This window comes from Pseudorhizobium xiangyangii (assembly GCF_020531965.1).
Classification (GTDB): domain Bacteria; phylum Pseudomonadota; class Alphaproteobacteria; order Rhizobiales; family Rhizobiaceae; genus Neorhizobium; species Neorhizobium xiangyangii.
The window spans coordinates 253,458-278,233 of the sequence record NZ_JAJAWH010000001.1 but is presented as its reverse complement, the minus strand read 5'-3'; the positions used below and the strand labels follow the sequence as shown (position 1 = coordinate 278,233).

19 protein-coding genes are annotated in these 24,776 nt (G+C 62.2%); 17 read left to right on the top strand and 2 right to left on the bottom strand.

All coding sequences use genetic code 11. The features are described from left to right. The first annotated feature begins 2 nt into the window (after window positions 1-2). The 10 genes from ftsL (at window position 3) to murB (ending at window position 12,375) form a co-directional block, all read left to right on the top strand. Window positions 3-473, top strand: coding sequence for a cell division protein FtsL (gene ftsL, locus LH464_RS01285; RefSeq protein WP_226784536.1), 471 nt, complete (start codon window positions 3-5; stop codon window positions 471-473). Continuing rightward, window positions 473-2,218 (top strand): peptidoglycan D,D-transpeptidase FtsI family protein, encoded by a 1,746-nt coding sequence (locus tag LH464_RS01280; protein ID WP_226784535.1) that lies wholly within the window; start codon window positions 473-475, stop codon window positions 2,216-2,218. The genes ftsL and LH464_RS01280 overlap by 1 nt, the downstream gene beginning before the upstream one ends. Before the next feature lie 61 nt (window positions 2,219-2,279). Further along, window positions 2,280-3,740 carry a UDP-N-acetylmuramoyl-L-alanyl-D-glutamate--2,6-diaminopimelate ligase gene (locus LH464_RS01275; protein ID WP_226784534.1) on the top strand — a complete coding sequence of 487 codons (1,461 nt, stop codon included), beginning with the start codon at window positions 2,280-2,282 and terminating at the stop codon, window positions 3,738-3,740. After that, window positions 3,737-5,170: a UDP-N-acetylmuramoylalanyl-D-glutamyl-2,6-diaminopimelate--D-alanyl-D-alanine ligase gene (locus tag LH464_RS01270; RefSeq protein ID WP_226784533.1), complete on the top strand. Its 1,434-nt coding sequence runs from the start codon at window positions 3,737-3,739 to the stop codon at window positions 5,168-5,170. The genes LH464_RS01275 and LH464_RS01270 overlap by 4 nt, the downstream gene beginning before the upstream one ends. A 24-nt stretch (window positions 5,171-5,194) precedes the next feature. After that, entirely contained in the window at window positions 5,195-6,298 is a 1,104-nt protein-coding gene (gene mraY, locus LH464_RS01265) for a phospho-N-acetylmuramoyl-pentapeptide-transferase (protein WP_226784532.1), read from the top strand. 4 nt (window positions 6,299-6,302) lie between these two features. After that, a complete protein-coding gene (gene murD / locus LH464_RS01260; RefSeq protein WP_226784531.1) occupies window positions 6,303-7,709 on the top strand; it encodes a UDP-N-acetylmuramoyl-L-alanine--D-glutamate ligase in 1,407 nt (468 codons plus the stop codon). A gap of 2 nt (window positions 7,710-7,711) precedes the next feature. Then, complete coding sequence (ftsW, locus tag LH464_RS01255) at window positions 7,712-8,863, top strand: putative lipid II flippase FtsW (RefSeq protein ID WP_226784530.1); 1,152 nt, start codon at window positions 7,712-7,714, stop codon at window positions 8,861-8,863. Between the two features lie 4 nt (window positions 8,864-8,867). Continuing rightward, the gene (murG, locus tag LH464_RS01250; RefSeq protein WP_226784529.1) at window positions 8,868-9,992 is read left to right on the top strand and encodes an undecaprenyldiphospho-muramoylpentapeptide beta-N-acetylglucosaminyltransferase; all 1,125 of its coding nucleotides are present in this window, start codon (window positions 8,868-8,870) and stop codon (window positions 9,990-9,992) included. Next, the gene (murC, locus tag LH464_RS01245; RefSeq protein ID WP_226784528.1) at window positions 9,989-11,398 is read left to right on the top strand and encodes a UDP-N-acetylmuramate--L-alanine ligase; all 1,410 of its coding nucleotides are present in this window, start codon (window positions 9,989-9,991) and stop codon (window positions 11,396-11,398) included. The genes murG and murC overlap by 4 nt, the downstream gene beginning before the upstream one ends. 2 nt (window positions 11,399-11,400) lie before the next feature. Beyond that, window positions 11,401-12,375, top strand: a complete 975-nt coding sequence (gene murB, locus LH464_RS01240; RefSeq protein WP_226784527.1) for a UDP-N-acetylmuramate dehydrogenase — start codon at window positions 11,401-11,403, stop codon at window positions 12,373-12,375. A gap of 43 nt (window positions 12,376-12,418) precedes the next feature. Here the strand turns inward: murB and LH464_RS01235 are convergent, their stop codons facing one another. Both LH464_RS01235 and LH464_RS01230 read right to left on the bottom strand, forming a co-directional pair. Next, entirely contained in the window at window positions 12,419-13,513 is a 1,095-nt protein-coding gene (locus LH464_RS01235; protein WP_226784526.1) for a metallophosphoesterase, read from the bottom strand. 223 nt (window positions 13,514-13,736) lie between these two features. Further along, complete coding sequence (locus LH464_RS01230) at window positions 13,737-15,041, bottom strand: MFS transporter (RefSeq protein WP_226784525.1); 1,305 nt, start codon at window positions 15,039-15,041, stop codon at window positions 13,737-13,739. 650 nt (window positions 15,042-15,691) lie between these two features. On the opposite strand from LH464_RS01230, the gene LH464_RS01225 reads away from it, so the two are divergent. From LH464_RS01225 to recN, 7 genes are all read left to right on the top strand, one after another. Further along, a complete protein-coding gene (locus LH464_RS01225) occupies window positions 15,692-16,618 on the top strand; it encodes a D-alanine--D-alanine ligase (RefSeq protein ID WP_226784524.1) in 927 nt (308 codons plus the stop codon). Between the two features lie 23 nt (window positions 16,619-16,641). After that, on the top strand, window positions 16,642-17,535 hold the full coding sequence (locus tag LH464_RS01220) for a cell division protein FtsQ/DivIB (protein ID WP_226784569.1): 894 nt from the start codon (window positions 16,642-16,644) through the stop codon (window positions 17,533-17,535). Then, the gene (gene ftsA, locus LH464_RS01215; protein ID WP_226784523.1) at window positions 17,532-18,860 is read left to right on the top strand and encodes a cell division protein FtsA; all 1,329 of its coding nucleotides are present in this window, start codon (window positions 17,532-17,534) and stop codon (window positions 18,858-18,860) included. Before LH464_RS01220 ends, ftsA begins: the two co-directional genes overlap by 4 nt. A gap of 86 nt (window positions 18,861-18,946) precedes the next feature. Next, window positions 18,947-20,716, top strand: coding sequence for a cell division protein FtsZ (gene ftsZ, locus LH464_RS01210; RefSeq protein WP_226784522.1), 1,770 nt, complete (start codon window positions 18,947-18,949; stop codon window positions 20,714-20,716). A gap of 261 nt (window positions 20,717-20,977) precedes the next feature. After that, the gene (lpxC, locus tag LH464_RS01205; protein ID WP_226784521.1) at window positions 20,978-21,934 is read left to right on the top strand and encodes a UDP-3-O-acyl-N-acetylglucosamine deacetylase; all 957 of its coding nucleotides are present in this window, start codon (window positions 20,978-20,980) and stop codon (window positions 21,932-21,934) included. Between the two features lie 229 nt (window positions 21,935-22,163). Then, window positions 22,164-23,030, top strand: coding sequence for an outer membrane protein assembly factor BamD (locus tag LH464_RS01200; protein ID WP_226784520.1), 867 nt, complete (start codon window positions 22,164-22,166; stop codon window positions 23,028-23,030). A 10-nt stretch (window positions 23,031-23,040) separates the two neighbouring features. Then, a complete protein-coding gene (gene recN, locus LH464_RS01195) occupies window positions 23,041-24,714 on the top strand; it encodes a DNA repair protein RecN (RefSeq protein ID WP_226784519.1) in 1,674 nt (557 codons plus the stop codon). The last annotated feature ends 62 nt before the right edge of the window (window positions 24,715-24,776 follow it).

Genomic DNA, 24,776 nt, shown 5'->3' with positions numbered 1-24,776 from the left:
GCATGCTCAGAAGCTTCGACCTGGTGCTTATCGGAGTCATGACTGCGGCCGCCGTGGTGACCTATACGGTCAAGCATCGCGCCGACGACAAGTTGCAGGAAGTGCGGCGCCTTGAAGCCGAGATCCGGCTGGAGCGGGACACGATCGACCTGCTGCGCGCAGACTGGGCTCTGTTGACGCAGCCCAATCGGCTGGAGCGCCTGATGGTCGCCTATCAGTCTGAATTGCAGCTTGTGCCGACCCTGCCGACCCAGCTTGCCATGCCCGTCGAACTGCCGATGCCGCGTTCGCAACTGCCGATGCCCGAAACGACAATCGAAGATCTGATTGCAAGCGCCGGCGGTGAAGTCGCAGCCGCGCTCAAGGGCGTCGACGAGGCCAAGAAAGCGCAACCTGCGTCGGGCATTCCAGTTCCTATTCCGCGGGGCGGCTTTCCCGTGGATGTCATATCAACCGGATCGGTGAACCGCTGATGTCCTTTCTCTCTCGCATCATGGTTTTGAAGAGCCGCGCCCACCTTTCAGCAGTGCCGCGCCGGGGAAGGGCAGCACCCGCGTCCAACGCTTTCGAAGGCGTCGGCAAGCGCAAGGCCGCGCAGGCCCGCAATCGGGTCGGTCTTATCATCGTTGGCTTCGTGGCCTTCTACTGCGTTATCGGCGGCCGGCTCGTCCAGTACGGCGTGGCGCAGCCGGAGGTGACGTCCAGCATCATGCCGGCCGATCGGCTGATGGCATCCCGCCCGGACCTCCTGGATCGCAACGGTGAAGTGCTCGCCACCGATATCCGCACCGTGTCGCTCTACGCGGAGCCGCACAAGATCGTCGATGCCGACGAGGTGATCGAGAAGCTTGCGACAGTGCTGCCGGATCTCGATGCCAAGTCGATCTATGGAAAGCTGTCGTCGAAATCCCACTTCCAGTGGTTGCGTCGTCAGCTGACACCGAAGCAACAGGGCCAGATCCTGGCGCTCGGCATCCCCGGTATCGGGTTCCGCCCCGAAAAACGGCGGTTCTATCCCGGCGGTGCCACCGCGGCCCACGTCGTTGGCCACGTCAATATCGACAACCGAGGCGTTGCCGGCATGGAGCGCTATGTCGATAGCCAGGGGCTTGCCGATCTCGCCGCAGTCGGGATGACTTCCGACCAGCCGCTGGAGCCCGTCAAGCTGTCGATCGACCTGCGGGTGCAGTCCATCGTCCGCGAGGTGATCTATTCCTCGATCGCGAAATACCAGGCGATCGGCGCCGGCGCAGTCGTTCTCGATGTACATACCGGCGAAGTCATCGCCATGGCTTCGGCCCCGGACTACGATCCGAACAATCCGGCCGCCGGAGCCGAAGAGGGTTGGCTCAACCGGATGTCGAACGGCACCTTCGAGATGGGGTCTACATTCAAGGCCTTCACCACGGCGATGGCGCTCGATTCCGGCAAAGTGAAGATGACGGACAGCTTCGACGCCCGTTATCCGATCCGCATCGGCGGTTTCACCATCAAGGATTTCCACGGCAAGGGCCGCATGCTGACGGTTCAGGAAGTCTTCCAGTACTCATCCAATATCGGCACGGCCAAGATGGCCGATGTCGTGGGCATCCAGGGGCACAAGGAATTCCTGACGCGTCTGGGTCTCCTGAGCCGCACACAGACCGAACTGCCGGAAGTGGCGATGCCCAGCCAGCCACGTGAATGGAAGAAGATCCATTCTGTGACGATCTCCTTCGGCCACGGCGTTTCCGTGACACCTCTTCAGACGGCCGTCGCAGTCGCGACGCTGGTGAATGGCGGCAAGCTTATTTCGCCGACCTTCCTGCCGCGCACCCGCGAAGAAGCCGACGCAATTGCACAGACGGTGATGAAGCCGTCGACGAGCGACGCAATGCGCTACCTTTTTGAGTACAATGGTACGCGTGGCTCCGGAAAGCGCGCCCTGGTGCAGGGCTTCGGTGTCGGCGGCAAGACCGGTACAGCCGAAAAGGTGGTCAACGGCCGCTACTCGAACGACAAGAACTTCAACGTCTTTATTGCCGCCTATCCGATCAATGATCCCAAGTATGCCGTTCTGACGTTCATCGATGAGCCGAAGACGGGCGAGGGCGGAGGACGCACAGCCGGCCTCAATGCTGCCCCGATGGTGCAGGAGATCATCAGCAGGTCAGCCGCGATTCTCGGTGTAAAACCCAGCTTCGGCGAGGATGGATCGGCGCTGTTGGTGTCTTATTAGGCGATAATGTCGGGCGGGTGATTCGAGATCACACGCCCTTCTGGAGATGAAAGTACCGCTGATGAAGTTGCGCGACCTTGCCGGAGACGATTTCCCGGAAATCAGCGAAACGCTTGCCGGGGCGGTAGGTGATCTGGACGTCACCGGTGTGTCGTCCGACAGCCGAAAGGTTGTCCCCGGCATGCTTTTCGCAGCCCTTGCGGGCAGCAAGGCTGATGGCACGGGCTTTCTTGCCGATGCGGCAGGACGGGGTGCCGTTGCCGCTGTCGCGGGCCATTCGTCCGACGCGGGCATTCCTGTCCTTTCCGTTTCCAATCCCCGCCGGTTCCTGGCGCTTGCCGCTGCACGGCTCTATGGCACGCAGCCGAACACCATGGTTGCGGTGACCGGCACTGCCGGCAAGACATCGGTCGCATCCTTCACCCGCCAGATATGGGCCCACGCGGGTTATGCCGCCGCGCAGATCGGCACGACGGGTATCGTCTCTCCCACGCGCAACGAATACGGTTCGCTGACGACACCGGATCCGGTTGCGCTGCATGCCCTGCTCGCCGAACTTTCTGCCGAAGGGGTCACCCATGCGGCCATGGAAGCGTCGAGCCACGGTCTCGACCAGAGCCGTCTCGACGGGGTCCAGCTTGCTGCCGGTGGGTTCACCAATCTTGGCCGCGACCACATGGATTACCATCCGACGCTGGAAAGCTACATGGCGGCGAAGATGCGGCTCTTCGATACGCTGCTGCCGAAAGGTGCCCCGGCGGTCATCTTCGCGGACGACGAATGGTCGGAGCAGGCGATCCGGGCGGCGCAGGCTGCGGGATTGAATGTGCTGACCGTCGGTCGCAGGGGCGACTATCTCACCCTCAAGCGGGTTGAGCATTTCCGCCACAAGCAGATGGCCGAAATTCATGTCGGGGATGATATCTTCGAGGTGGATATTCCGCTTGCAGGCGATTTCCAGGTGGCCAATGCGCTGGTCGCGGCCGGCCTCGCCATGTCCACAGGCACGCCTGCCGCCACAGCCATGGCAGCACTCGAAAAGCTGCAGGGCGCGGCCGGCCGGCTGGAACTTGTCGGCCAGACACGACACGGCGCTCTCGCCTATGTCGACTACGCCCACAAGCCCGATGCGCTGGAAAACGTCCTGTCGTCGGTCCGGCCGTTCACGACCGGCCGCGTGGTCGTCGTCTTCGGCTGCGGCGGAGACCGGGACAAGGGCAAGCGCCCCATCATGGGGGAGATCGCCACGCGGCTCGCCGATCTTGTAATCGTCACGGACGACAACCCTCGCTCGGAGGTCCCGGACGTGATCCGCTCGGAAATCATGGCTGCCGCTCCCGGCGCCGTCGAGATCGGTGACCGAGCGGAGGCAATCCGCCATGCGGTTTCGCTCCTGTCTTCCGGCGACACGCTCATCGTCGCGGGCAAGGGGCACGAGGAAGGGCAGACGATAGGAGATGTCGTGCTGCCGTTCTCGGATCATGTGGAAGTGCGCAAGGCGTTGGAGGAGGCGGGATCTTGAGCTGGCTGTGGACCTGCGACGAGATGGTTTCTACGATGGGCGGCCGGCCTCTGGGCACGCCGCCCGAAGGCATTAGCGGAATTGCGATCGACAGTCGGTCGATTGGCCCGGACGAAGCCTTCTTCGCCATCAAGGGCGACCGGGTCGACGGCCACGATTTCGCAAGCATCGCAGTCGCCAATGGCGCATCGGTCATCGTCGTCAGCGAGGCGAAGCTTCCGGCGATGGGGCGGCTCACCATTCCGATGATCGTCGTCGAGGACGTGCTTGTCGCGCTCGGCAAGCTCGCCACCGCGTCGCGCGAGCGGAGCAAGGCGCAGATCATCGCCGTGACCGGTTCGGTCGGCAAGACTACCACCAAGGAGATGCTACGGCACGTACTGTCGCCTTCGGGCAAGGTCCATGCGGCCGTCGCTTCCTTCAACAATCACTGGGGCGTGCCGCTGACGCTCGCCCGTATGCCCGAAGACACGGATTACGGTATCTTCGAAATCGGCATGAACCATCCGGGGGAGATCCGCCCTCTGGTCAGGATGGTGCGCCCGCACACGGCGATCATCACCACGATCGCCGCAGCGCATATGGGACATTTCGCGAGCATCGAGGAGATCGCCGCCGCCAAGGCCGAGATCTTCGAAGGCGTCGAGCCCGGCGGTGCGGTAATCCTCAACCGCGACAACAAGCAGTTCGCGTTCCTGGAAGAACGGGCGCAAGCAGCCGGCATCGCTCGCATCTACACCTTCGGACAGCATGCGAAGGCGGATTTCCGCCTCGCGGATTTCGACGGCGACGGGCAGAGTTCCACGATCTGGGCGACGCTCAACGGCGAGACGTTGGAAGTTCATATCGGCGCGCCCGGCCGTCACATTGCCGAGAATGCCATGGCTGCGCTCGGCGCCTGTGCGCTGGTCGGCGCGGACCTGCCAAAGGCCATCGAGGCACTCGACGAACTGCGCCCTGTCAAGGGACGCGGGGAACAGCATCGGCTCGGTATCGGCGAGGGGATGCTGACCCTGATCGACGAGAGCTATAACGCCAATCCCGCTTCGGTGCGGGCCGCGATCGCCTTGCTTGCGGCGTCAGAGCCGAAGATTTCCGGCCGGCGGATCGCAGTCCTGGGGGACATGCTGGAAATGGGAGAGTTTGCCGCCAAGGTCCACGAGGATCTCGCTGGGCCGATTCTTGCGGCCGGTATCGAGCATGTCTGGCTCGCCGGTGCGGAAATGGTTGCGTTGCGTGATGCCCTGCCCGAGAGCGTGCATGTTGAATACCGCCCGACGACGGAGGAACTGCGCGATTTCGTAGTCCGTTCCGTTCTGCCGGGGGATGTCGTGATGGTGAAATCCTCACTCGGCATCGGCTTCGGCAAGATCGTCTCGGCACTTATTGACAATTACCCGGCAGTTTCGGACACGGAGCGCCAATTTTAATACGGCTTCTAGAAAGGGCCATGAATGCTCATCTGGCTTGTGGAACTGGCGGACACGTTTCAATTCTTCAATCTCTTCCGGTACATCACGTTCCGCACCGGTGCCGCACTTTTCACCTCTGCGCTGATCGTGTTCCTGTTCGGGCCGTCGATAATCGCATCTTTGCGCGTGCGCCAAGGCAAGGGGCAGCCGATTCGCGCGGATGGTCCCCAGACCCACTTCAAGAAGGCCGGCACGCCGACAATGGGCGGGCTGATGATCCTGGCCGGGATCGTCGGCGGATCGCTGCTCTGGGCAGATCTGTCGAACGTCTATGTCGTCGCGACGTTGCTTGTGACCCTCGGTTTCGGGGCAATCGGCTTCTATGACGATTACCTGAAGGTGGCCAAGCAGACGGACAAGGGCTTTTCCGGCAAGGCCCGGCTCGGGATCGAATTCGCGATCGCGGCGATCGCGGTATTCTTCATGATGCGGATCGCGCTGGCGACGGGCAGCCCGACCAATTCCACACTCGGGTCCTCGATTGCCTTCCCTTTCATCAAGGACTACCTGATCGATCTGGGCATATTCTTTGTCTTTTTTGGAGCCTTCGTGATCGTCGGTGCCGGCAATGCGGTCAACCTGACGGACGGGCTCGATGGATTGGCAATCGTGCCGGTGATGATCGCTGCGGCCTCCTTCGGGGTTATCGCCTACCTCGCCGGCAACGGTGTCTTTGCAAACTACCTGCAGATCAACTTCGTGCCCGGCACGGGAGAGCTGGCCGTCATTCTCGGCGCGGTGATCGGGGCGGGTCTTGGTTTCCTCTGGTTCAACGCGCCTCCGGCTGCAATCTTCATGGGTGATACCGGCTCGCTGGCGCTTGGCGGGCTGATCGGCTCCGTTGCGGTTGCCACCAAGCACGAGATCGTCATGGCTATCATCGGCGGCCTGTTCGTCATGGAAACGCTGTCGGTCATCATCCAGGTCGGCTTCTTCAAGATGACCGGCCGGCGGGTGTTCCTCATGGCGCCGATCCACCACCATTTCGAGAAGCTGGGCTGGACGGAAAGCCAGGTCGTCATCCGCTTCTGGATCATCGCGGTCGGTCTGGCGCTGCTCGGCCTGTCAACGCTCAAGCTGCGGTGAGACGATGATCCCGGTCACCACATTTGCCGGCAGACAGGTTGCCCTTTTCGGACTGGGGGGCTCCGGGCTTGCGACTGCGCAGGCTCTTGTTGCCGGCGGAGCCAAGGTGATCGCCTGGGACGACAATCCCGACAGTGTCGCCAAGGCGGCAGGCGAAGGCATCGTTACTGCCGATCTCCGGAGCATCGACTGGGCCGCACAAGTGGCATTCGTCCTGTCGCCCGGCGTGCCGTTGACACACCCGAAACCGCACTGGAGCGTCGATCTGGCGCGCGCGGCCGGCGTGGACGTCATCGGCGACGTGGAGCTTTTCGTGCGCGAACGGCGGGCCCATGCACCGGACTGCCCCTTCATTGCCATTACAGGCACCAACGGCAAGTCGACCACGACGGCGCTGATCGCTCACATCCTGACGGCAAGCGGCAGGGACACGCAGCTCGGCGGCAATATCGGTCGTGCGGTCCTAACCCTCGATCCGCCGAAGGCCGAGCGCTATTACGTGGTCGAGTGCTCGTCCTACCAGATCGATCTTGCGCCGACGCTCAACCCGACCGCGGGCATCCTCCTCAACCTGACGCCCGATCACCTCGACCGCCACGGCACGATGCAGCATTATGCCGATATCAAGGAGCGGCTGGTGGCGGGAAGCCGGACAGCCATCATCGGCGTCGATGACAGCTTCTGCGCGCTCATCGCCGATCGTGTCGAGCGAGCCGGCGTCGCGGTGCGTCGAATTTCCAAGCGCAACGTCGTGGTCGATGGCCTTTATGCCGAAGGCAGCCGCATCATCGATGCCAAGGGCGGCTCCAGCGCTCGGTTTGCCGACCTCGACGGCATCGCCACCTTGAGAGGCAGCCACAACGCTCAGAATGCTGCGGCCGCCATCGCGGCCTGCCTTGCGGTCGGCGTCAGCGCCGACGAAATTCGGGCGGGGCTGAAATCCTTCCCAGGCCTCAAGCATCGCATGCAGCCGGTCGCGCGGCGTGGACAAGTCGTCTTCGTCAACGATTCCAAGGCGACCAATGCTGAGGCTGCCGCGCCGGCGCTGTCGAGCTACGACCGCATCTACTGGATTGCCGGCGGGCTGCCGAAGGATGGCGGCATCGCAAGCCTCGCACCACTCTTCCCGCGTATCGTCAAAGCGTATCTGATCGGAGAAGCTGCGCCTGCATTCGCGGCAACGCTCGGGGATGACGTGCCTTACGAGATTTCCGGGACGCTGGAGCAAGCCGTCGCGCATGCCAGCTCTGATGCTGCGGCGGATGACGAGGCCTCGGTGGTGATGCTGTCGCCGGCCTGCGCGAGCTTCGACCAGTACAAGAATTTCGAGGTTCGCGGGGATGCCTTCGTGAACAATGTCGCCGGGCTCGACGGTGTCACCATGCTGATCGAAACAAAAAAGGGGAGCTAACTATGGTAAGCCGCGCCGACCGTGGACCCCTGGCGGACTGGTTCTGGACGATCGATCGCTTCTTCCTGGCGGCCTTCGTGCTGCTAATGGGCATCGGGTTCATGCTATCCTTTGCCGCATCGCCTCAGGTCGCCGAACGGCTCGGTCTCGACAGCTTCCACTTCGTGGAGCGTCACGCGATCTTCGTCGTGCCGTCTCTGGTGGTGATGATCGGCCTTTCCTTCCTCAGTCCGAGGCAGATCCGGCGCACCGCCATCATCCTGCTTGCCATCTCGCTGCTGATGATGGTTCTGGCCCTGTTCTTCGGTGTCGAGGTGAAGGGGTCCCGCCGCTGGATTTCGATCGGCAGCTTCTCGATCCAGCCGTCTGAGTTCATGAAGCCGGCTTTCGTTGTCGTCTGCGCCTGGCTCTTCGCGGAACATGCGCGTCAGCCGGAAGTCCCCGGCAACCTCTTCGCCATCATCCTGTTCGGCATTGTCGGCGCCCTCCTGGTTGCCCAGCCGGACCTCGGCCAGACCATCCTGACGTCCGTCGTCTGGGGCGGCATGTTCTTCATGGCCGGCATGCCCTGGCTGTGGATCATGGTGCTCGGCGTGCTGGGGGTCGGAGGTTTCGCCACGGCCTATTACATGTTGCCGCACGTCACCGGCCGTATTGACCGCTTTCTGACCGGGGAGGGTGACACCTTCCAGGTCGACACTGCGCGTGATGCGATCATTCGCGGCGACTGGTTCGGGCAGGGGCCGGGCGAAGGGATCATCAAGCGCATCATCCCGGACAGCCACACGGACTTCATCTTCTCCGTCGCGGCGGAAGAATTCGGCATATTGTTCTGCATGGTGCTCGTGGCGATCTTCGCCTTCATCGTGTTGCGTGGCCTCAACCATGCGTTCAAGGAGCGCAACGACTTCACGCGCTTTGCCGTTGCGGGCCTCGTGCTGCAGATCGGCATCCAGTCGATGATCAACATCGGCGTGAACCTTGAACTGATGCCCGCCAAGGGTATGACGCTGCCTCTGATTTCCTACGGCGGATCGTCCATGATCGCGATCTGCATCACGGCGGGCTTCATCCTGGCGCTGACCCGCCATCGTCCCGAAAAGCGGGCACAGGAGCGCAGCCTCTTCCGCGTGGCCGGCGTTCCTGCGGAGTAGTGGCATGAGCAATGGGATCATCCTTCTTGCCGCCGGGGGAACCGGCGGCCATGTCTTTCCTGCCGAAGCGCTCGGCCATGAGCTGAAGGCGCGCGGCTATTCGGTCCATCTCGTCACCGACAGCCGCGCCGAGCGCTTTGCCGGTACCTTTCCCGCCGACGAGATCCATGTCGTGCCATCGGCGACCTTTGGATCGAAGAACCCGATCTTGATGCTTCGCACGGGCTGGACGCTCTGGAGCGGCCTTCGCGCCGCGCGCCGGCTGGTTGCCCGACTGAAGCCCCTCGCCGTGGTCGGCTTCGGCGGCTATCCGACTGTGCCGCCGCTTCTTGCGGCAACCTCGATGGGCGTGCCCTCGATCATCCACGAGCAGAATGCCGTGATGGGTCGCGCCAACAAGGCTCTCTCAACGCGCGTTCAGGCGATCGCCGGCGGCTTTCTGCCGGAAGGCTCAGGTTCCCATGCCGCCAGGACTGTGACGACGGGAAACCCGGTTCGACCCGCCGTTCTTCAGGCCAGTGGCACGGCTTATGCGCCTTCGGTCGGCGCTGACACTTTCCATCTTCTGGTCTTTGGCGGCAGCCAGGGGGCGCAGTTCTTTTCGTCCGCCATCCCTGCGGCCATCGAATTGCTCGATCCGGCGTTGCGGGCTCGCCTCCGTGTAACCCAGCAGGCCCGCAAGGAAGACCACCGGGCCGTAGTCGCGGCCTATGAGAAACTGGATGTACCGGCCGACGTGTCGCCCTTCTTCGGCGATATGGCGCAGCGTATCGCCGGCGCCCACCTGGTCATATGCAGATCCGGCGCATCGACCGTTTCGGAGGTGGCTGTTGTCGGCCGGCCCGCGATTTTCGTGCCCTATCCCCACGCGCTTGATCATGACCAGGCGGCGAATGCGGCAGCCCTTGTGGCCAAGGACGGAGCGCAGGTTGTGCCGCAGTCTGAATTGTCCCCGGAGCGTCTGGCGCAACTGATATCCGGTGCCATGAATGAGCCGGAACGGCTCGAAAAAATGGCCATTGCCGCAAAACAGGCAGGGCATCCGAACGCAGCAGCCTTGCTCGCAGACCTCGTAGTGGCTATTTCCGAGCGTCAAACGGTTGCGGAATTCAAAGGAGTGCGTTCATGAAGATGCCGAAGGCCATAGGGCTCGTCCATTTCATCGGCATCGGCGGGATCGGCATGAGCGGCATCGCCGAGGTGCTTCATAACCTCGGCCACCGGGTACAGGGATCCGACCAGGCGGATGGCGCCAATGTCCAGCGTCTTCGAGACAAGGGCATACCGGTCTTCGTCGGTCATCAGGCGGAGAACCTCGGTGACGCGGAAGTTGTCGTGGTCTCGACCGCGATCAGGAAGAACAATCCCGAACTTATTGCAGCGCGCGAGAAGTTCCTGCCCATCGTCCGTCGTGCCGAAATGCTGGCGGAGCTGATGCGCTTCCGCAATGCGATCGCCATCGGCGGCACACACGGCAAGACGACCACGACGTCGATGGTGGCGACGCTTCTCGATGCGGGCGGGCTTGACCCGACTGTCATCAACGGCGGCATCATCAATGCCTACGGCACCAACGCCCGCATGGGCGAGGGCGAGTGGATGGTGGTGGAGGCCGACGAATCGGACGGCACCTTCCTGAAGCTTCCCGCAGACGTCGCAGTCGTCACCAATATCGATCCCGAGCATCTCGATCACTACGGCAGCTTCGATGCCGTGCGTGCCGCCTTCCGGCAGTATGTCGAGAACGTGCCATTCTACGGCTTCGGCGTGCTGTGCATCGATCACCCGGAAGTGCAGGCGCTGGCGGGCCGAATCGAGGACCGCAAGATCATCACCTATGGCGAGAACCCCCAGGCCGATGTGCGCTTCTCCAATATCCGGATGGAAGGCACGAAGTCGATCTTCGACGTGGAAATCCGTCGCCGCCGCACCGGCCGGGTGTTCTCGTTCAAGGAACTGGCGCTGCCCATGCCTGGCCGCCACAACATCTCGAACGCCACCGCCGCGATCGCTGTTGCGAACCGTCTGGGCATCTCCGAAGAGGATATCCGCAAGGGGCTTGCCGCTTTCGGCGGCGTCAAGCGTCGCTTCACGCTGACGGGTGACTGGAACGGCGTCTCCATCTTCGACGATTACGGCCACCATCCGGTGGAGATCAAGGCGGTCCTGCGCGCAGCTCGCGAGGCCTGCTCGGGTCGTGTCGTCGCCGTTCACCAGCCACACCGCTACACGCGCCTGTCGAGCTTGTTCGACGATTTCGCCACCTGCTTCAACGACGCCGACAGCGTTATCCTGGCGCCGGTCTATGCGGCAGGCGAAGAACCGATCGAAGGTGCCAACTCGGAGACCCTGGTTGCCCAGATCCGAGCCGGTGGCCACCGCGATGCGCGCCATATAGAAGGACAGGGCGAGCTTGTTCCGTTGATCGCGGGCATTGCGAACCCGGGTGATTTCGTGGTTCTTCTGGGAGCTGGCAATATTACACAATGGGCGGCAGCCTTGCCCAAGGAACTGGAAAGCTTTTCGGGACAGTAGTTATGAAACAGGTGCATGGGGAAAAATTGCTGGCGTCGCTGGGAGATGGCGTCAAGGATATTCGCGGGCGGCTGACGCCGGATGCGCCTATGGATCGGGTCACCTGGTTCCAGGCAGGCGGTCTGGCCGAGCTGATGTTCCAGCCGCACGACGTCGATGATCTCGTTACCTTCCTGAAGATTCTGCCGGAGGATGTGCCGCTGACCGTGGTCGGCGTGGGCTCCAACCTCCTGGTTCGCGACGGCGGAATTCCCGGTGTCGTCCTGCGTCTTTCGGCCAAGGGTTTCGGCCAGGTCGATCTCGAAGGCGAAAACCGCATCAAGGCAGGCGCCATCTGCCCCGACAAGCACATTGCGGCGATGGCAATGGACAACGGAATTGGCGGCTTTGCCTTCTTCTACGGCATTCCGGGTTCGCTTGGTGGTGCGCTGCGCATGAATGCGGGCGCAAACGGCACCGAAACCGCCGACCGCGTCGTCGAGGTTCACGCTGTGGACCGGAGCGGCAACAGGCATGTGCTGAGCAAGGCCGACATGGGCTACAGCTACCGCCATTCGAAGGCTCCGGCGGACCTGATCTTCACGCACGCGATTTTCGAGGGTTACACGGAAGACCGAGCCAAGATCAGGCACGACATGGACGCGGTTCGCCAGCATCGCGAGACGGTCCAGCCGGTCAAGGAGAAGACCGGGGGCTCGACCTTCAAGAACCCCGAGGGCCATTCCGCCTGGAAGCTGATCGACGAAGCCGGCTGCCGCGGGCTCGTCTGCGGCGGTGCGCAGATGTCGGCGCTTCACTGCAACTTCATGATCAATACCGGCCACGCCAGCGGCTACGATCTCGAATATCTGGGCGAGATGGTCCGGCAGCGGGTATTCGAGAATTCCGCGATCAAGCTGGAATGGGAAATCAAGCGGCTCGGCATTTTCATGCCTGGGCGCGAGGTGAAGCCGTTCCAGGGGGCGACGACCGAGTAGTTCGGACAGGGGTTGATCTCGCCCATGCTACGCTTTGGCGGGGTCAGGCGAGCAGCTTGCTGTGGGCAGCGATGAAGGCAACCGAACCGTCACCGCCGGATGCCTGACCGAGGACCACGTCCATGAAGTCGTCGGTGATGCGCACCAGCGCGAAACCGCCCTTGTATGCAGCCGTCGCCTTGACGATGTCGAAGCCGTCGGCCGTGTAGATCATCGGTGTATCATGCTCATGGCCGTGGAAAATTGCCGCGACATTGTAGCCGCCTAGTGCCGCGATGAAGGCATGGCGTTCCTCGTCCGACCACCAATGCGGATCTCCGCTGCCATCGGCGTCGAAGGTTCTGGCCGCAGGGTCCCAGCGCTCCAGCGAGAAGTGGTCCCAACCGTAGTGCTGGAACAGGACGACAGGGCGCCCGTCGGCGGCAAAGCTTTTGAGGTCGGCGGCAAGCCAGGCAAGCGCGCTGGCCGCACCCTTGCGGGTGTCGCCGGCAAAGCGCTGCATTTGTACGAGATGCAGGCCCTGCCAGTTCCAGGAATAGCTGTCTGACGCCTCGTGGTAGTTGTCGGCGGGGTGCGGCGCCTTGAAGAATGCACTCGGCTTGTGGTTGAGGCGTACATAGTCGCGTAGCTCATCGCGATACCAGTCGAGGTCAGGCGGTCGGCCGTCCTGGTCGAGATCGTGATTGCCAAGGCCGACATAGACGGGAAAGTGGATACGGTCGTCGCCGCTGCCTTGCTGGTAGCGTTGCGAGAACTGCCTGATCTGCGTCCCTTCGGAGCGCTCGGCGGTTTGACCGCCGCCGTCGTCCGTCAGATCGCCACAGGCGACGACGCCACGCGGGGAGGCGATCGGCTGGCCGGCGCTCCTCAATCCGGTCGGCATGCTGTCCATCGCTTCCGGCCATCGCCCGGAGGTGATGCCGTTGAGCGCCCGAATATGGCGCAGCAGGTTTTCGTCCGTCTTGCCCTCGTCCAGGCAGCCGGGGCTCAGCGTGTCGCCCATCCGGCATGCATGAATGTCGTTGATCACCAGAAATGTCACATCGGTAGCTGGCGCGGCGGCGAAGGTGGGACGGGGCAGCGCATAGGCCGTCGCGCCGCCGAGCATCGTCATGACCAGGGAACGCCTGCTGAACATGCTTCGTCACCTCCCATATCGTTTTTGGCCGGACCTCGGCAGGAAACCTGCGTACGTTTCATGAGCCCTGAGACCGCAGCATAGCAGCAGTAGCAGCTTCGGCCAGACCGGCTTTGTTTTGACCGCCGCCCGTGGCTACGCCGTGCCGGCGAGTCGCCGAAACAAAAAAAGCCCGCGAGGCCAATGGCGTCGCGGGCTTTTTGATCGTTGATCAGTGCCTGGCTCAGACTTCGTCCTTGCCCGACAGCAGGATACACACCAGCGTTACGACGGCTGCAAGGCCGAGGTAGTAGCCGACAGAGGTCATGCCGTGGTTCACCTGCAGGTAGGTGGCGATATAGGGGGCCAGCGAGGCACCGAAGATGCCGGCGAAGTTGAAGGTGATCGACGATCCCGTATAGCGGACTGCGGTCGGGAAGGGCGCGGCGAGCGCCGTGCCGATCAGCCCATAGGTCATGCCCATCAGAACCATCGCGACAGTCACGAAGACGAAGATCGTCGCCACGCCGTTGGTCATCAGTGCCGGCAGGAAGAAGGAGAAAATGCCGATCAGCACGGTGGTCAGGAGCAGCATTTCCCGCCGGCCGTAGCGGTCGCCGAGCTTGCCGATCACGGGGATGACCAGACCGAAGACGACAGAGCCGAGGAGCTGCACTTCCAGCGCATCGATGAACGACATCTGCAGAACCTTGATGTTGTAGGACAACAGGTAGGCGGAGCCGATGTAGAACAGTACGAAGGTGGCGAGTGCAACGAAGGTACCGAGGACCAGGCTGCGCTTATGGTTGCGGAACAGCTCGGCAACCGGCACATCGACGCGCTCATCGCTGTCGATCGTTTTCTGGAAGGCCGGAGTCTCGGTGATCGACAGGCGAACCCAAAGACCGATGGCGATCAGGATGATCGAGGCGAGGAACGGCACGCGCCAGCCCCAGCTCAACAGCGCTTCCTGGCTGATGACGTGCAGCAACAGCCAGAATACGCCGGATGACAGGAACAGCCCGACCGGAGCACCAAGCTGAGGAAACATGCCGTACCAGCTGCGCTTGCCGGGAGGGGCGTTTTCGGTGGCAAGCAGCACAGCACCGCCCCATTCGCCGCCGAGGCCGAAGCCCTGGCCGAAACGGCACAATGCCAGCAGCAGCGGCGCTATCACGCCGATCTGTTCATAGGTTGGCAGCAAGCCAATGATGACGGTGGATACGCCCATGGTCAGGAGCGCGGCAACCAGCGTCGTCTTGCGGCCGATGCGGTCGCCGAAGTGACCGAACACCACGGCGCCCAGCGGGCGCGCGAAGAAGGCGATCGAGAAGGTGGCGAAGGAGGCCAGAAGCGCGGTGGTTGGGTCGCTGTTCGGGAAGAACAGCGCCGGGAAGACCAGAACCGCGGCCGTGGCGTAAACATAGAAGTCGAAAAACTCGATCGTCGTGCCGACCAGGCTGGCCGTCAGGACTCGTGCAGGGGAATTCAATGCAACAGGCTCTAACGGTTCAGCGGACGACGATACATCGGGTATCGCGTTTGTCATGCCGAATTCCAATTCAATTGGTTTAGGGGGGCTCTTGGGAGGGCCGGGCATGCCTTAACGCAATATTCCGGCGGTCGAAATAGCCAAGGCGCAATAAACGCCGTCACATTCTGTCGAGGCCGGATATGAAGTTTCGGCTCGGCCTGCCGCGCGCTCGTCCTCATGACTCGTAAGCGGGGAAGGCCATGAACTGGACCGGCAACAAGCCTGTATTGGCCGGTCCACCCTGGGCAAGATCTTGAAATATCGAGATCAAATGGTCCGGTAGCGGATGTTTAGGGGGCCGGAATCAGTTTGAACGGGAAATGCTGCTGCTCGGCGTGTTCATGCGCCGTGCTTAAACGGCGCTGTCCCCCGGGAACCACCGGCGCGCAAGAAGACGCGGTTGGGCATGTTCTCCTGAAATTGTTCAAAAGCGACGCCGCCCCAGAGGGTTGGAAGTCTTGTTTAATGTCCTGAATCAGATTCAAGCCGTCTGCCCGAGTGCTTGAAATTCCACGCGTTTCCGGGTGTCGTTAACGAAAGTAAACGGTTTGTTAACCATATCCGGGCAGTATCGATAACAAGCCGCGTGGGACCGGAATCAGTTCGGGGACAGGTTGGCGCAAGCCAGTTGTGGCAAAGATACGGACTTTTTCCGGAGGTCGTCGATGAGTGACAAGCATGTGGCTGTTTTGATGGGAGGGTTCTCCTCCGAACGGCCCGTCAGCCTGTCTTCAGGGAAGGATTGCGCCGATGCGCTGGAGGCTGAAGGCTTTCGCGTTACGCGCGTCGATGTCGATCGCAATGTCGCAGTCGTTCTCTCCGAGTTGAGGCCTGACGTGGCCTTTAATGCGCTGCATGGCCCTTTCGGCGAAGACGGCACAATTCAAGGCATCCTCGAATATCTCGAAATCCCTTACACGCATTCTGGCGTGCTCGCTTCGGCGCTTGCCATGGATAAGGGGCAGGCCAAGCACGTAGCGAAGGCTGCCGGTATTCCGGTGGCGGAGGCTCTGGTGATGAGCCGGTTCGATATCGGCAATCGGCATCCCATCGAGCCGCCCTATGTTGTGAAGCCTGTGCGGGAAGGTTCCTCCTTCGGTGTGGTTATCGTCAAGGAAGGGCAGTCGCATCCGCCGCAGGTTCTGCTGTCTGATGAATGGCGCTACGGCGACCGCGTCATGGTGGAGCGCTATATCGCCGGACGTGAACTGACCTGCGGCGTCATGGGTGATGTCGCGCTCGGCGTGACCGAGGTCGTTCCGCAGTCCGGCGCATTCTACGATTACGACGCGAAATATGCCGCTGGCGGCTCGAAGCATGTCATTCCGGCGCAAATTTCATCAGATGTTTACCAAAAGATCCAATTATTGGCCCTTAAGGCGCATCAGGCGATGGGCTGCCGCGGCGTGAGTCGGTCCGACTTCCGCTACGACGACCGCTTCTCAGAAGAGGGGGAGGTTATCTGGCTGGAGGTCAATACTCAGCCTGGCATGACCCCCACATCGCTGGTGCCTGAAATGGCCGCATATGCCGGCCACTCGTTCGGTGATCTCGTCCGTTGGATTGTGGAGGACGCATCGTGTCAGCGTTGAGCGGCAAAAGGTCTGTTGGTTCCATGGGGCAGTCGTCCCAGTCCTATGGCGGGGATGATCGCCGCGTCCTGCCGCGTCCGCTGCGTCGCGTCGTTCGCTTTGCCGTGAGCCTTGCCACCGGTCGCATCAATATTCCTCGCCATGTCGGCACCTTCTCCACGTTCGCCTTCCTCGGTTCGGTCAGCCTTTACGGCATGTCCGTCGGCGGCCACTCGGAAACGGTTGCGCAGGCTGTGACGGCCTCGGCCGGCTTTGCCATCGAAGACGTTCGCGTCTCAGGCAATGAGCAGACGTCGGAAATCGACATTCTTCAGCTCCTCGGTCTCGACGGCACGACCTCTCTCGTGGCGATGGATATCGAGGTTGCCCGCAAGAAGCTCTCGGAGCTTCCCTGGGTCGAGTATGCCGAGGTCCGCAAGGTCTATCCGAAGACAATTGAAGTCATGTTGAAAGAGCGCCAGGCCTTCGGCATCTGGCAGCACGGGACGGAGCTTTCGCTGATCGAGCGCAACGGCAACATCATCACCTCCCTGCGGGACGGGAAATTTGCGACGCTGCCGCTGTTCGTCGGCCGCGACGCCGAGACGAGGGCTTCAGCCTTCGAGCAGGAACTGGCCGGCTGGCCGGAGCTCAAGAGCCGGGTGCGTGCCTATGTTCGCGTCGCCGGACGTCGCTGGGATCTGCACCTGGATAACGGCGTCGTCCTGAAGTTGCCGGAGCAGGGCATCCACAAGGCCTTGGCGGTTCTCTCCAGGCTGGAATCGGAGCAAGGCATCCTCGATCGCGATATCGCTGCCGTAGACCTGCGTCTCGACGACCGCACCGCCGTGCAGCTCTCGCAAGGCGCGCTGGAACGCCGCAAGGAAGTGCTCGACGCTCGTACCAAGGCCCTCAAGAAGGCAGGAGCACAGTCATGAGCCTTTTCGGTTCCGGACATTTTCTGCCACGCCTCAAGCCGCTGTCGTCCAAGCGCAGCCACATCGTTACCGTTCTGGATATCGGCTCGACCAAGGTCGTCTGCATGATCGGTCGCCTGACGCCGTGCCAGGAGAGCTTGGTGCTGCCGGGGCGTACCCACAATATCGAAATCATCGGCATCGGCCACCAGCGGTCGCGCGGCATGAAGTGCGGCGTTATCGCTGATCTCGATGCTGCTGAAAGCGTCGTTCGCCTGGCCGTCGATGCTGCCGAGCGCATGGCCGGCCTTACAGTCGACAGCCTGATCATCAATATTTCGGCCGGCCGGCTCACGAGCGATGTCTATACGGCAACGATCGACCTTGGCGGCCAGGAAGTCGAAGGCGCCGATCTCCGCAAGGTGCTGATTTCGGCGAGCCATCAATCGCAGCGGCAGGATCGTGCGATCCTTCACTCGCTGGCAACCGGTTACTCGCTGGATGGCGAGCGCGGCATTCGCGACCCGCTCGGCATGTTCGGTGACGTGCTCGGCGTCGACATGCATGTGGTCTCGTCCGAGCGTGCCACGCTCAAGAACATCGAACTCTGCGTCAATCGCGCCCATCTGTCTGTCGAGGGCATGGTCGCCACGCCTTACGCCAGCGGTCTTGCTGCACTCGTCGACGACGAAGTCGAACTCGGCTGCGCGGCAATCGACATGGGCGGCGGCACGACGACGATCTCCGTCTTCGCCGAAGGCAAGCTTGTCCATACGGACGCGCTCAGCCTCGGCGGTCACCATGTCACAACCGACCTGGCCCGTGGTCTTTCCACCCGCATCGAGGATGCGGAGCGCCTGAAGGTGGTTCATGGTTCTGCGCTTTCCAACGGCGCCGACGAACGCGAAATGATCGCAATTCCGCCGATCGGCGAAGATGACCGCGATCTGCCGACCCAGGTGCCGCGTTCGCTCGTCAGCCGGATTGTCCGTGCACGCATCGAGGAAACGCTGGAGCTGATCCGTGACCGGATCCAGAAGTCCGGTTTCAGCCCGGTCGTCGGCAAGCGCATCGTGCTGACCGGCGGTGCAAGCCAGCTTACAGGCATGCCGGAAACGGCACGCCGCATTCTCGCCCGCAACGTGCGGATCGGGCGCCCGATGGGCGTCTCCGGCCTGCCTGTTGCGGCAAAGGGACCGGCTTTCTCCACGGCAGTCGGATTGATGATCTACCCGCAGGTCGCGGGCATGGAAACACATGCGTCGCAGGGTGGCCTGATCAGCTCCCTCGGCAATGGAAATGGCCGGATAGCCCGCATGGGCCAATGGCTGAAAGAGAGTTTTTGACGCTTCGCCCCGCGCGGGTGGCGTCATGAAGAGATGCAATGAATCGGCCGTAGGCGATGCGGCCAGAGTTAAAAGGAACGGGTAAAATGACCATCAAGCTGCAGAAGCCTGATATCACCGAGCTGAAGCCCCGGATCACCGTCTTCGGTGTCGGTGGTGGTGGCGGCAACGCTGTCAACAACATGATCTCCGCCGGCCTCGAGGGCGTCGACTTCGTCGTCGCCAACACCGACGCCCAGGCGCTGACCATGACCAAGGCTGAGCGGATCATCCAGATGGGTGCTCAGGTCACCGAAGGTCTCGGCGCCGGCTCGCAGCCGGAAGTCGGTCGCGCTGCCGCTGAAGAGTGCCTCGACGAGATCATCGACCACCTGCATGGAACGCACATGTGCTTCGTCACCGCCGGCATGGGCGGCGGCACGGGCACGGGTGCGGCTCCGGTCGTTGCCCAGGCCGCGCGCAACAAGGGCATCCTGACCGTTGGCGTCGTGACCAAGCCGTTCCACTTCGAAGGCCAGCGCCGCATGCGCCTTGCCGAGCAGGGCATCCAGGAACTGCAGAAGTCTGTCGATACGCTGATCGTCATTCCTAACCAGAACCTCTTCCGCATCGCCAACGACAAGACCACCTTCGCCGACGCATTCGCGATGGCCGACCAGGTGCTCTACTCGGGCGTTGCCTGCATCACCGACCTGATGGTCAAGGAAGGCCTTATCAACCTCGACTTCGCCGACGTTCGTTCCGTGATGCGCGAGATGGGCCGTGCGATGATGGGCACCGGCGAAGCTTCGGGTCCGGGCCGCGCCATGCAGGCTGCAGAGGCTGCAATCGCCAACCCGCTCCTCGACGAAACCTCGATGAAGGGCGCACAGGGCCTGCTGATCTCCATCACCGGCGGTCGCGATCTCACGCTCTTCGAAGTCGACGAAGCGGCAACCCGTATCCGCGAAGAAGTCGATCCGGATGCCAACATCATCCTCGGCGCGACCTTCGATGAAGCTCTGGAAGGCCTCATCCGCGTGTCGGTCGTTGCAACTGGCATCGATCGCGCAATGGGTCACGGCGACGTGCGCCTGGCCGATTCCCGTCCGGCCGCCGCTGTGGCAAGACCGGTTATCCGTCCTTCGGCGGCCGTTGCTCCTGCTCCGGCCGCTGTACAGCCTGCCCCAGTCATGCAGGCACCTAAGGCGGTTGATCCGATCGCCGAGACCATCCGCCAGGCAGAAGCCGAACTGGAACGCGAACTGGCAATTGCCCGGGCAAGCCAGCCCATCGCTCCGCAACCGGTAGCTCAGCATGTTGTTGCTCAGCAGGCCGAAGCCGAGTTTCGCCCGCAGAGCCGGATCTTCGCCGCAGCACCGGCCGAAGCCCCTGTGCTTCGCCCCGCTCAGGCTCCGGTGATGCAGGCCCAGGCAGCCCCGGCTGTCAGCCAGCCGGCACCGCGCATGCTTCAGCCGTCTCACCATGAGCCGGTTGCACCGTCGATGCCGATGGCAGCCGAGCCTGTCCGCATGCCGCGGGTCGAAGACTTTCCCCCGGTCGTGAAGGCCGAGATGGATCGCCGCGCTCAGCCGGTACAGCATGTCCAGGAAGAGCGTGGTCCGATGGGCCTCCTGAAGCGGATCACCAACTCGCTTGGTCGCCGCGAAGAGGAAGATCGGGTCGCATCCGACATGACCGCTCCGGCGCCTTCTGCGGCATCGCAGCAGCGTCGCCCGCTGTCGGCCGAGGCAAGCCTCTACGCTCCTCGTCGTGGCCAGCTGGATGACCACGGCCGCGCAGTTCCGCAGGCTGCCTCTCACCACGAGGACGACCAGTTGGAAATCCCTGCCTTCCTGCGTCGCCAGCAGAACTGACGTCGTCATAGCCAAAGATTGCAGAAAGGCCCGGATCGACAGGATTCGGGCCTTTTGCACAGGCGTCGATGAGGCCTGAAAATCTCAATTAATTCCGTCTGTTAAGAACGTTACAATCCGAAACGAACAGTGATTTGGATTGTGCCGGCAGGCTGCGTATGAAAGACGCTGAGAAATGCCGATGAATGGCCACAGCTTTCGTCGGTCGCGGATTTAAGCCTGGCCGGCGTTAATGGTCGGGTTCAGTAAAGGCACACAAGAATGACTGTCGGACTTCTGGGTTTTCAAACCACTATTGCAGCCCCCGTTACCTTGACGGGAACCGGCGTGCATTCGGGAGCTCCGGTTACCCTTACCTTCCAGCCGGCCGAAGCGGGTTCGGGCATTGTATTCAGCCGTAGCCTCGAAGATGGCAATACGGTCGAATATCGCGCTGTTTCCTCGCATGTTGGCCCGACCGATCTTTGCACCGTACTGGGAAGCTCGCCGGCAAAGTGGATTGCCACGATCGAACACGTGATGGCCGCTCTCTACGCGCTCGGCATCGACAACATCGTTGTCGATGTGGATGCGGGCGAGATGCCGATCATGGACGGCAGCTCCTATCCCTTTATCGACGCGATCGAGCAGGTAGGGATCGTCAGCCTTGGCGTCAAGCGCCGCTATATCCGTATCGTCAAGCCTGTCCGAATCGACGCCGGTGCTTCGTGGTCGGAATTCCGCCCTTACGACGGCACTCGCTTCGAGGTGGAGATTGATTTCCCGACGCCGTTGATCGGTCGTCAGAGCTGGAAGGGCGAACTGACTGCGGCCTCCTTCAAGGAAGAACTGTCCCGTGCGCGTACTTTCGGCTTCATGCGCGATGTCGAGCGTCTCTGGGCAGCTGGCTATGCGCTCGGTTCGTCGCTTGAGAATTCCGTCGTGATCTCCGACGACGATACCATCGTCAACGTTGAGGGCCTGCGCTACGCGAAGGACGAATTCGTTCGCCACAAGACGCTGGATGCCGTGGGTGACCTCGCTCTTGCAGGCGCACAGTTCATCGGCTGCTACCGCTCCTATCGCGGCGGCCACAAGATGAATGCCAATGCATTGAAGGCACTGTTGAGCGATCCGACGGCTTACGAGATTGTGGAGGCTCCGGTGCGCAGCAACCGCGTCCGGGCCGGCGAGTTTGTGCCGGTCAAGGAGCCTGCGCTGGCAGCCTGGCTCGCCTGATCAAAACCATCCAGTCCAACTGGGCCGCTCCACCGCGAGCGGCCTTTTCTTTTGTGGCGTCAGGAAGTTGAGGACCTGCCTATCTGCTGGAACATCGTTGACCTCAAATAGAAATGTGCCACAAAATTGCGTTAATGCCCCCGCATTGCGTTGCCCTGCGCCTGCTTGTAAGGCTAGAAGGCCAGCTTGAGCAGTGGCATTTGTGCGCGTGACGATCGGGAACTGTCGAATGACTTATGCGAAGTCTGTTGGAATGAGAAAAACGGCGCGAATCGCGTTCATGTCCATGACGTTGGCGTGCGCGGGTGTGGCCGTTACGGCCTGCCAGTCCGACAAGGACATCGACATCACCAAGCTCGGCATGGAGACCGATCCGCCGGAGGTTCTGTACAATCAGGGCCTGGCCAACATGAAGGCCGGCAATATCGCGGAAGCCAGCCGCAAGTTCGATTCCATCGATCGCCAGCATCCATTCACCGAATGGGGCCGCAAGGCGCTCGTCATGAGCACGTTCGCCAAGCAGCGCCTCGGCCAGAATGACGATGCGGTGACGACCGGCAACCGTTATCTCCGGCAGTATCCGAACTCTGAAGATTCGGCTTACGTCCAGTATCTGGTTGGCCTGTCCTATTCGAAGCAGATCCGTAATGTGACCCAGGATCAGCGCGCCGCCACGCAGACCATCGACGCCATGTCCAAGGTGGTCAACGACTATCCTGATTCGGAATATGTCGAGGATGCACAGGCAAAGATCCGATTCGCTCGCGACCAGCTCGCCGGCAAGGAAATGCAGGTCGGGCGCTACTATCTCGAGCGCAAGGAATATCTCGCGGGAATCCAGCGGTTCCGGAACGTCGTGGAAAACTATCCGACCACCAACCAGGTCGAAGAGGCTCTCGCCCGTCTGGTCGAGACCTACTATGCCATGGGTATCGTCGAAGAAGCGCAGACGGCCGCGGCGGTTCTGGGACGTAACTATCCGGACAGCCAGTGGTACGCGGATTCCTACAAGCTGCTGCAGACCGGCGGTGTCGAACCGCGCGAGAACCGTGGCTCCTGGATATCGCGCGCCGGGGCAAAGCTCATCGGGGCCTGAGGTCTGAGATATGCTGGTCCAGCTTTCGATCCGCGATATCGTCCTGATCGAGCGGCTGGACCTCGCCTTTGAGTCCGGCCTCTCGGTGCTGACCGGTGAGACCGGCGCCGGCAAATCCATTCTTCTCGACAGCCTGTCGCTGGCCCTTGGCGGGCGCGGCGATGGCGGGCTTGTGCGCCATGGGGAAGACAAGGGGCAGATCACGGCCGTCTTCGATGTGCCCGTGCAGCATCCAGCCCGGTTGTTTCTGCGTGAAAACGGCATCGACGACGATGGCGACCTGATCTTCCGACGCATCCAGAATGCCGACGGGCGAACGCGCGCCTCGGTCAACGATCAGCCCGTCAGCGTCCAGTTGATGCGACAGGCCGGGCAGTTGCTCGTTGAAATTCACGGTCAGCATGACGACCGGGCATTGACGGATACCAACACCCATCGCTCTCTTCTCGATGCCTTCGCAGGCCTGACGGAAGAGGTCCAGCAGGTCGGCATCCTCTACCGGACCTGGAAGGATGCCGAACGCGCTTTCAAGACGCACAGGGCGAAGGTCGAGGCGGCGGCCCGCGAGGCGGATTACATCCGCGCGTCCGTCGAGGAGCTTGAAGGCTTGAGCCCGCGCGACGGCGAGGAGGACGAACTCGCCGACAAACGATCGCAGATGCAGAAGGCGGAGCGAATCGCAGGTGATATTTCCGAGGCCTCGGAATTCCTGAACGGCAATGGCTCGCCCGTGCCGCTGATCGCTTCCATGGTGCGGCGTCTCGAGCGCAAGAGCCACGAGGCGCCTGGTCTCCTGGAAGAGACGGTCGAGCTTCTCGACGCTGCCCTCAACCATCTCTCCAACGCGCAGATGGAAGTGGAAGCGGCACTTCGCAAGACCGAATTTGATCCGCGTGAACTGGAGCGGGTCGAGGAGCGCCTGTTCGCGCTGCGCGCGGCCGGGCGGAAATACTCCGTGGCAGTCGTAGATCTGCCGGCGCTTGCCGAGAAGATGGTCGCGGATCTCGCAGATCTCGATGCTGGCGAGGAAAAACTCGGCGAGCTGGAAAAGCAGGCCGGGACGACCAAGGTCGAGTATGACCGGGCAGCAGCAGCTCTCTCCGAAAAGCGTGGTCATGGAGCCGCCGCGATTGCCGAGGCGGTGATGGCGGAACTGCCTGCGCTGAAGCTGGAGCGGGCACGTTTCATGGTGGATGTGGCGAGCGATGCCGAATCGGCGACCGCCGAGGGAATCGATATCGTCGAATTCCATGTCCAGACCAACCCGGGCACGCGTCCGGGGCCGATCATGAAGGTCGCGTCCGGTGGCGAACTCTCGCGTTTCCTGCTGGCGCTGAAGGTCGCGCTTGCAGATAGGGGGTCCGCGCCCACCCTCGTCTTCGACGAAATCGACACGGGCGTCGGCGGGGCGGTGGCGGATGCCATCGGCCAGAGGCTGAAGCGGCTGTCGGGTACGGTACAGGTGCTCTCCGTAACCCATGCGCCGCAGGTCGCCGCAAGGGCTGCGACGCATCTGCTCATCTCCAAAGGGCCGACTGCGGACGGCTCGGACAAGATCGCCACGCGCGTCGCCACGATGGAGCCGGAGCATCGTACCGAAGAGATCGCCCGCATGCTTGCCGGCGCCTCGGTGACCGAGGAGGCGAGAGCGGCTGCCGCCCGGCTGCTGGCTGGCAACGGATAGTCTCGTTTGCTCCCTTTTCCCCGACCCGTGATTTGCTCTACAAAGCGACTCCCCGACCGTGG

Coding starts and splice junctions, on each gene's coding strand:
- murC (WP_226784528.1), top strand. CDS start 9,989: ATGAAGATGCCGAAGGCCATAGGGCTCGTCCATTTCATCGGCATCGGC.
- LH464_RS01200 (WP_226784520.1), top strand. CDS start 22,164: ATGACTTATGCGAAGTCTGTTGGAATGAGAAAAACGGCGCGAATCGCG.
- murB (WP_226784527.1), top strand. CDS start 11,401: ATGAAACAGGTGCATGGGGAAAAATTGCTGGCGTCGCTGGGAGATGGC.
- mraY (WP_226784532.1), top strand. CDS start 5,195: ATGCTCATCTGGCTTGTGGAACTGGCGGACACGTTTCAATTCTTCAAT.
- LH464_RS01225 (WP_226784524.1), top strand. CDS start 15,692: ATGAGTGACAAGCATGTGGCTGTTTTGATGGGAGGGTTCTCCTCCGAA.
- murD (WP_226784531.1), top strand. CDS start 6,303: ATGATCCCGGTCACCACATTTGCCGGCAGACAGGTTGCCCTTTTCGGA.
- recN (WP_226784519.1), top strand. CDS start 23,041: ATGCTGGTCCAGCTTTCGATCCGCGATATCGTCCTGATCGAGCGGCTG.
- LH464_RS01280 (WP_226784535.1), top strand. CDS start 473: ATGTCCTTTCTCTCTCGCATCATGGTTTTGAAGAGCCGCGCCCACCTT.
- ftsZ (WP_226784522.1), top strand. CDS start 18,947: ATGACCATCAAGCTGCAGAAGCCTGATATCACCGAGCTGAAGCCCCGG.
- LH464_RS01220 (WP_226784569.1), top strand. CDS start 16,642: ATGGGGCAGTCGTCCCAGTCCTATGGCGGGGATGATCGCCGCGTCCTG.
- murG (WP_226784529.1), top strand. CDS start 8,868: ATGAGCAATGGGATCATCCTTCTTGCCGCCGGGGGAACCGGCGGCCAT.
- LH464_RS01230 (WP_226784525.1), bottom strand. CDS start 15,041: ATGACAAACGCGATACCCGATGTATCGTCGTCCGCTGAACCGTTAGAG.
- lpxC (WP_226784521.1), top strand. CDS start 20,978: ATGACTGTCGGACTTCTGGGTTTTCAAACCACTATTGCAGCCCCCGTT.
- ftsL (WP_226784536.1), top strand. CDS start 3: ATGCTCAGAAGCTTCGACCTGGTGCTTATCGGAGTCATGACTGCGGCC.
- ftsW (WP_226784530.1), top strand. CDS start 7,712: ATGGTAAGCCGCGCCGACCGTGGACCCCTGGCGGACTGGTTCTGGACG.
- LH464_RS01275 (WP_226784534.1), top strand. CDS start 2,280: ATGAAGTTGCGCGACCTTGCCGGAGACGATTTCCCGGAAATCAGCGAA.
- LH464_RS01235 (WP_226784526.1), bottom strand. CDS start 13,513: ATGTTCAGCAGGCGTTCCCTGGTCATGACGATGCTCGGCGGCGCGACG.
- ftsA (WP_226784523.1), top strand. CDS start 17,532: ATGAGCCTTTTCGGTTCCGGACATTTTCTGCCACGCCTCAAGCCGCTG.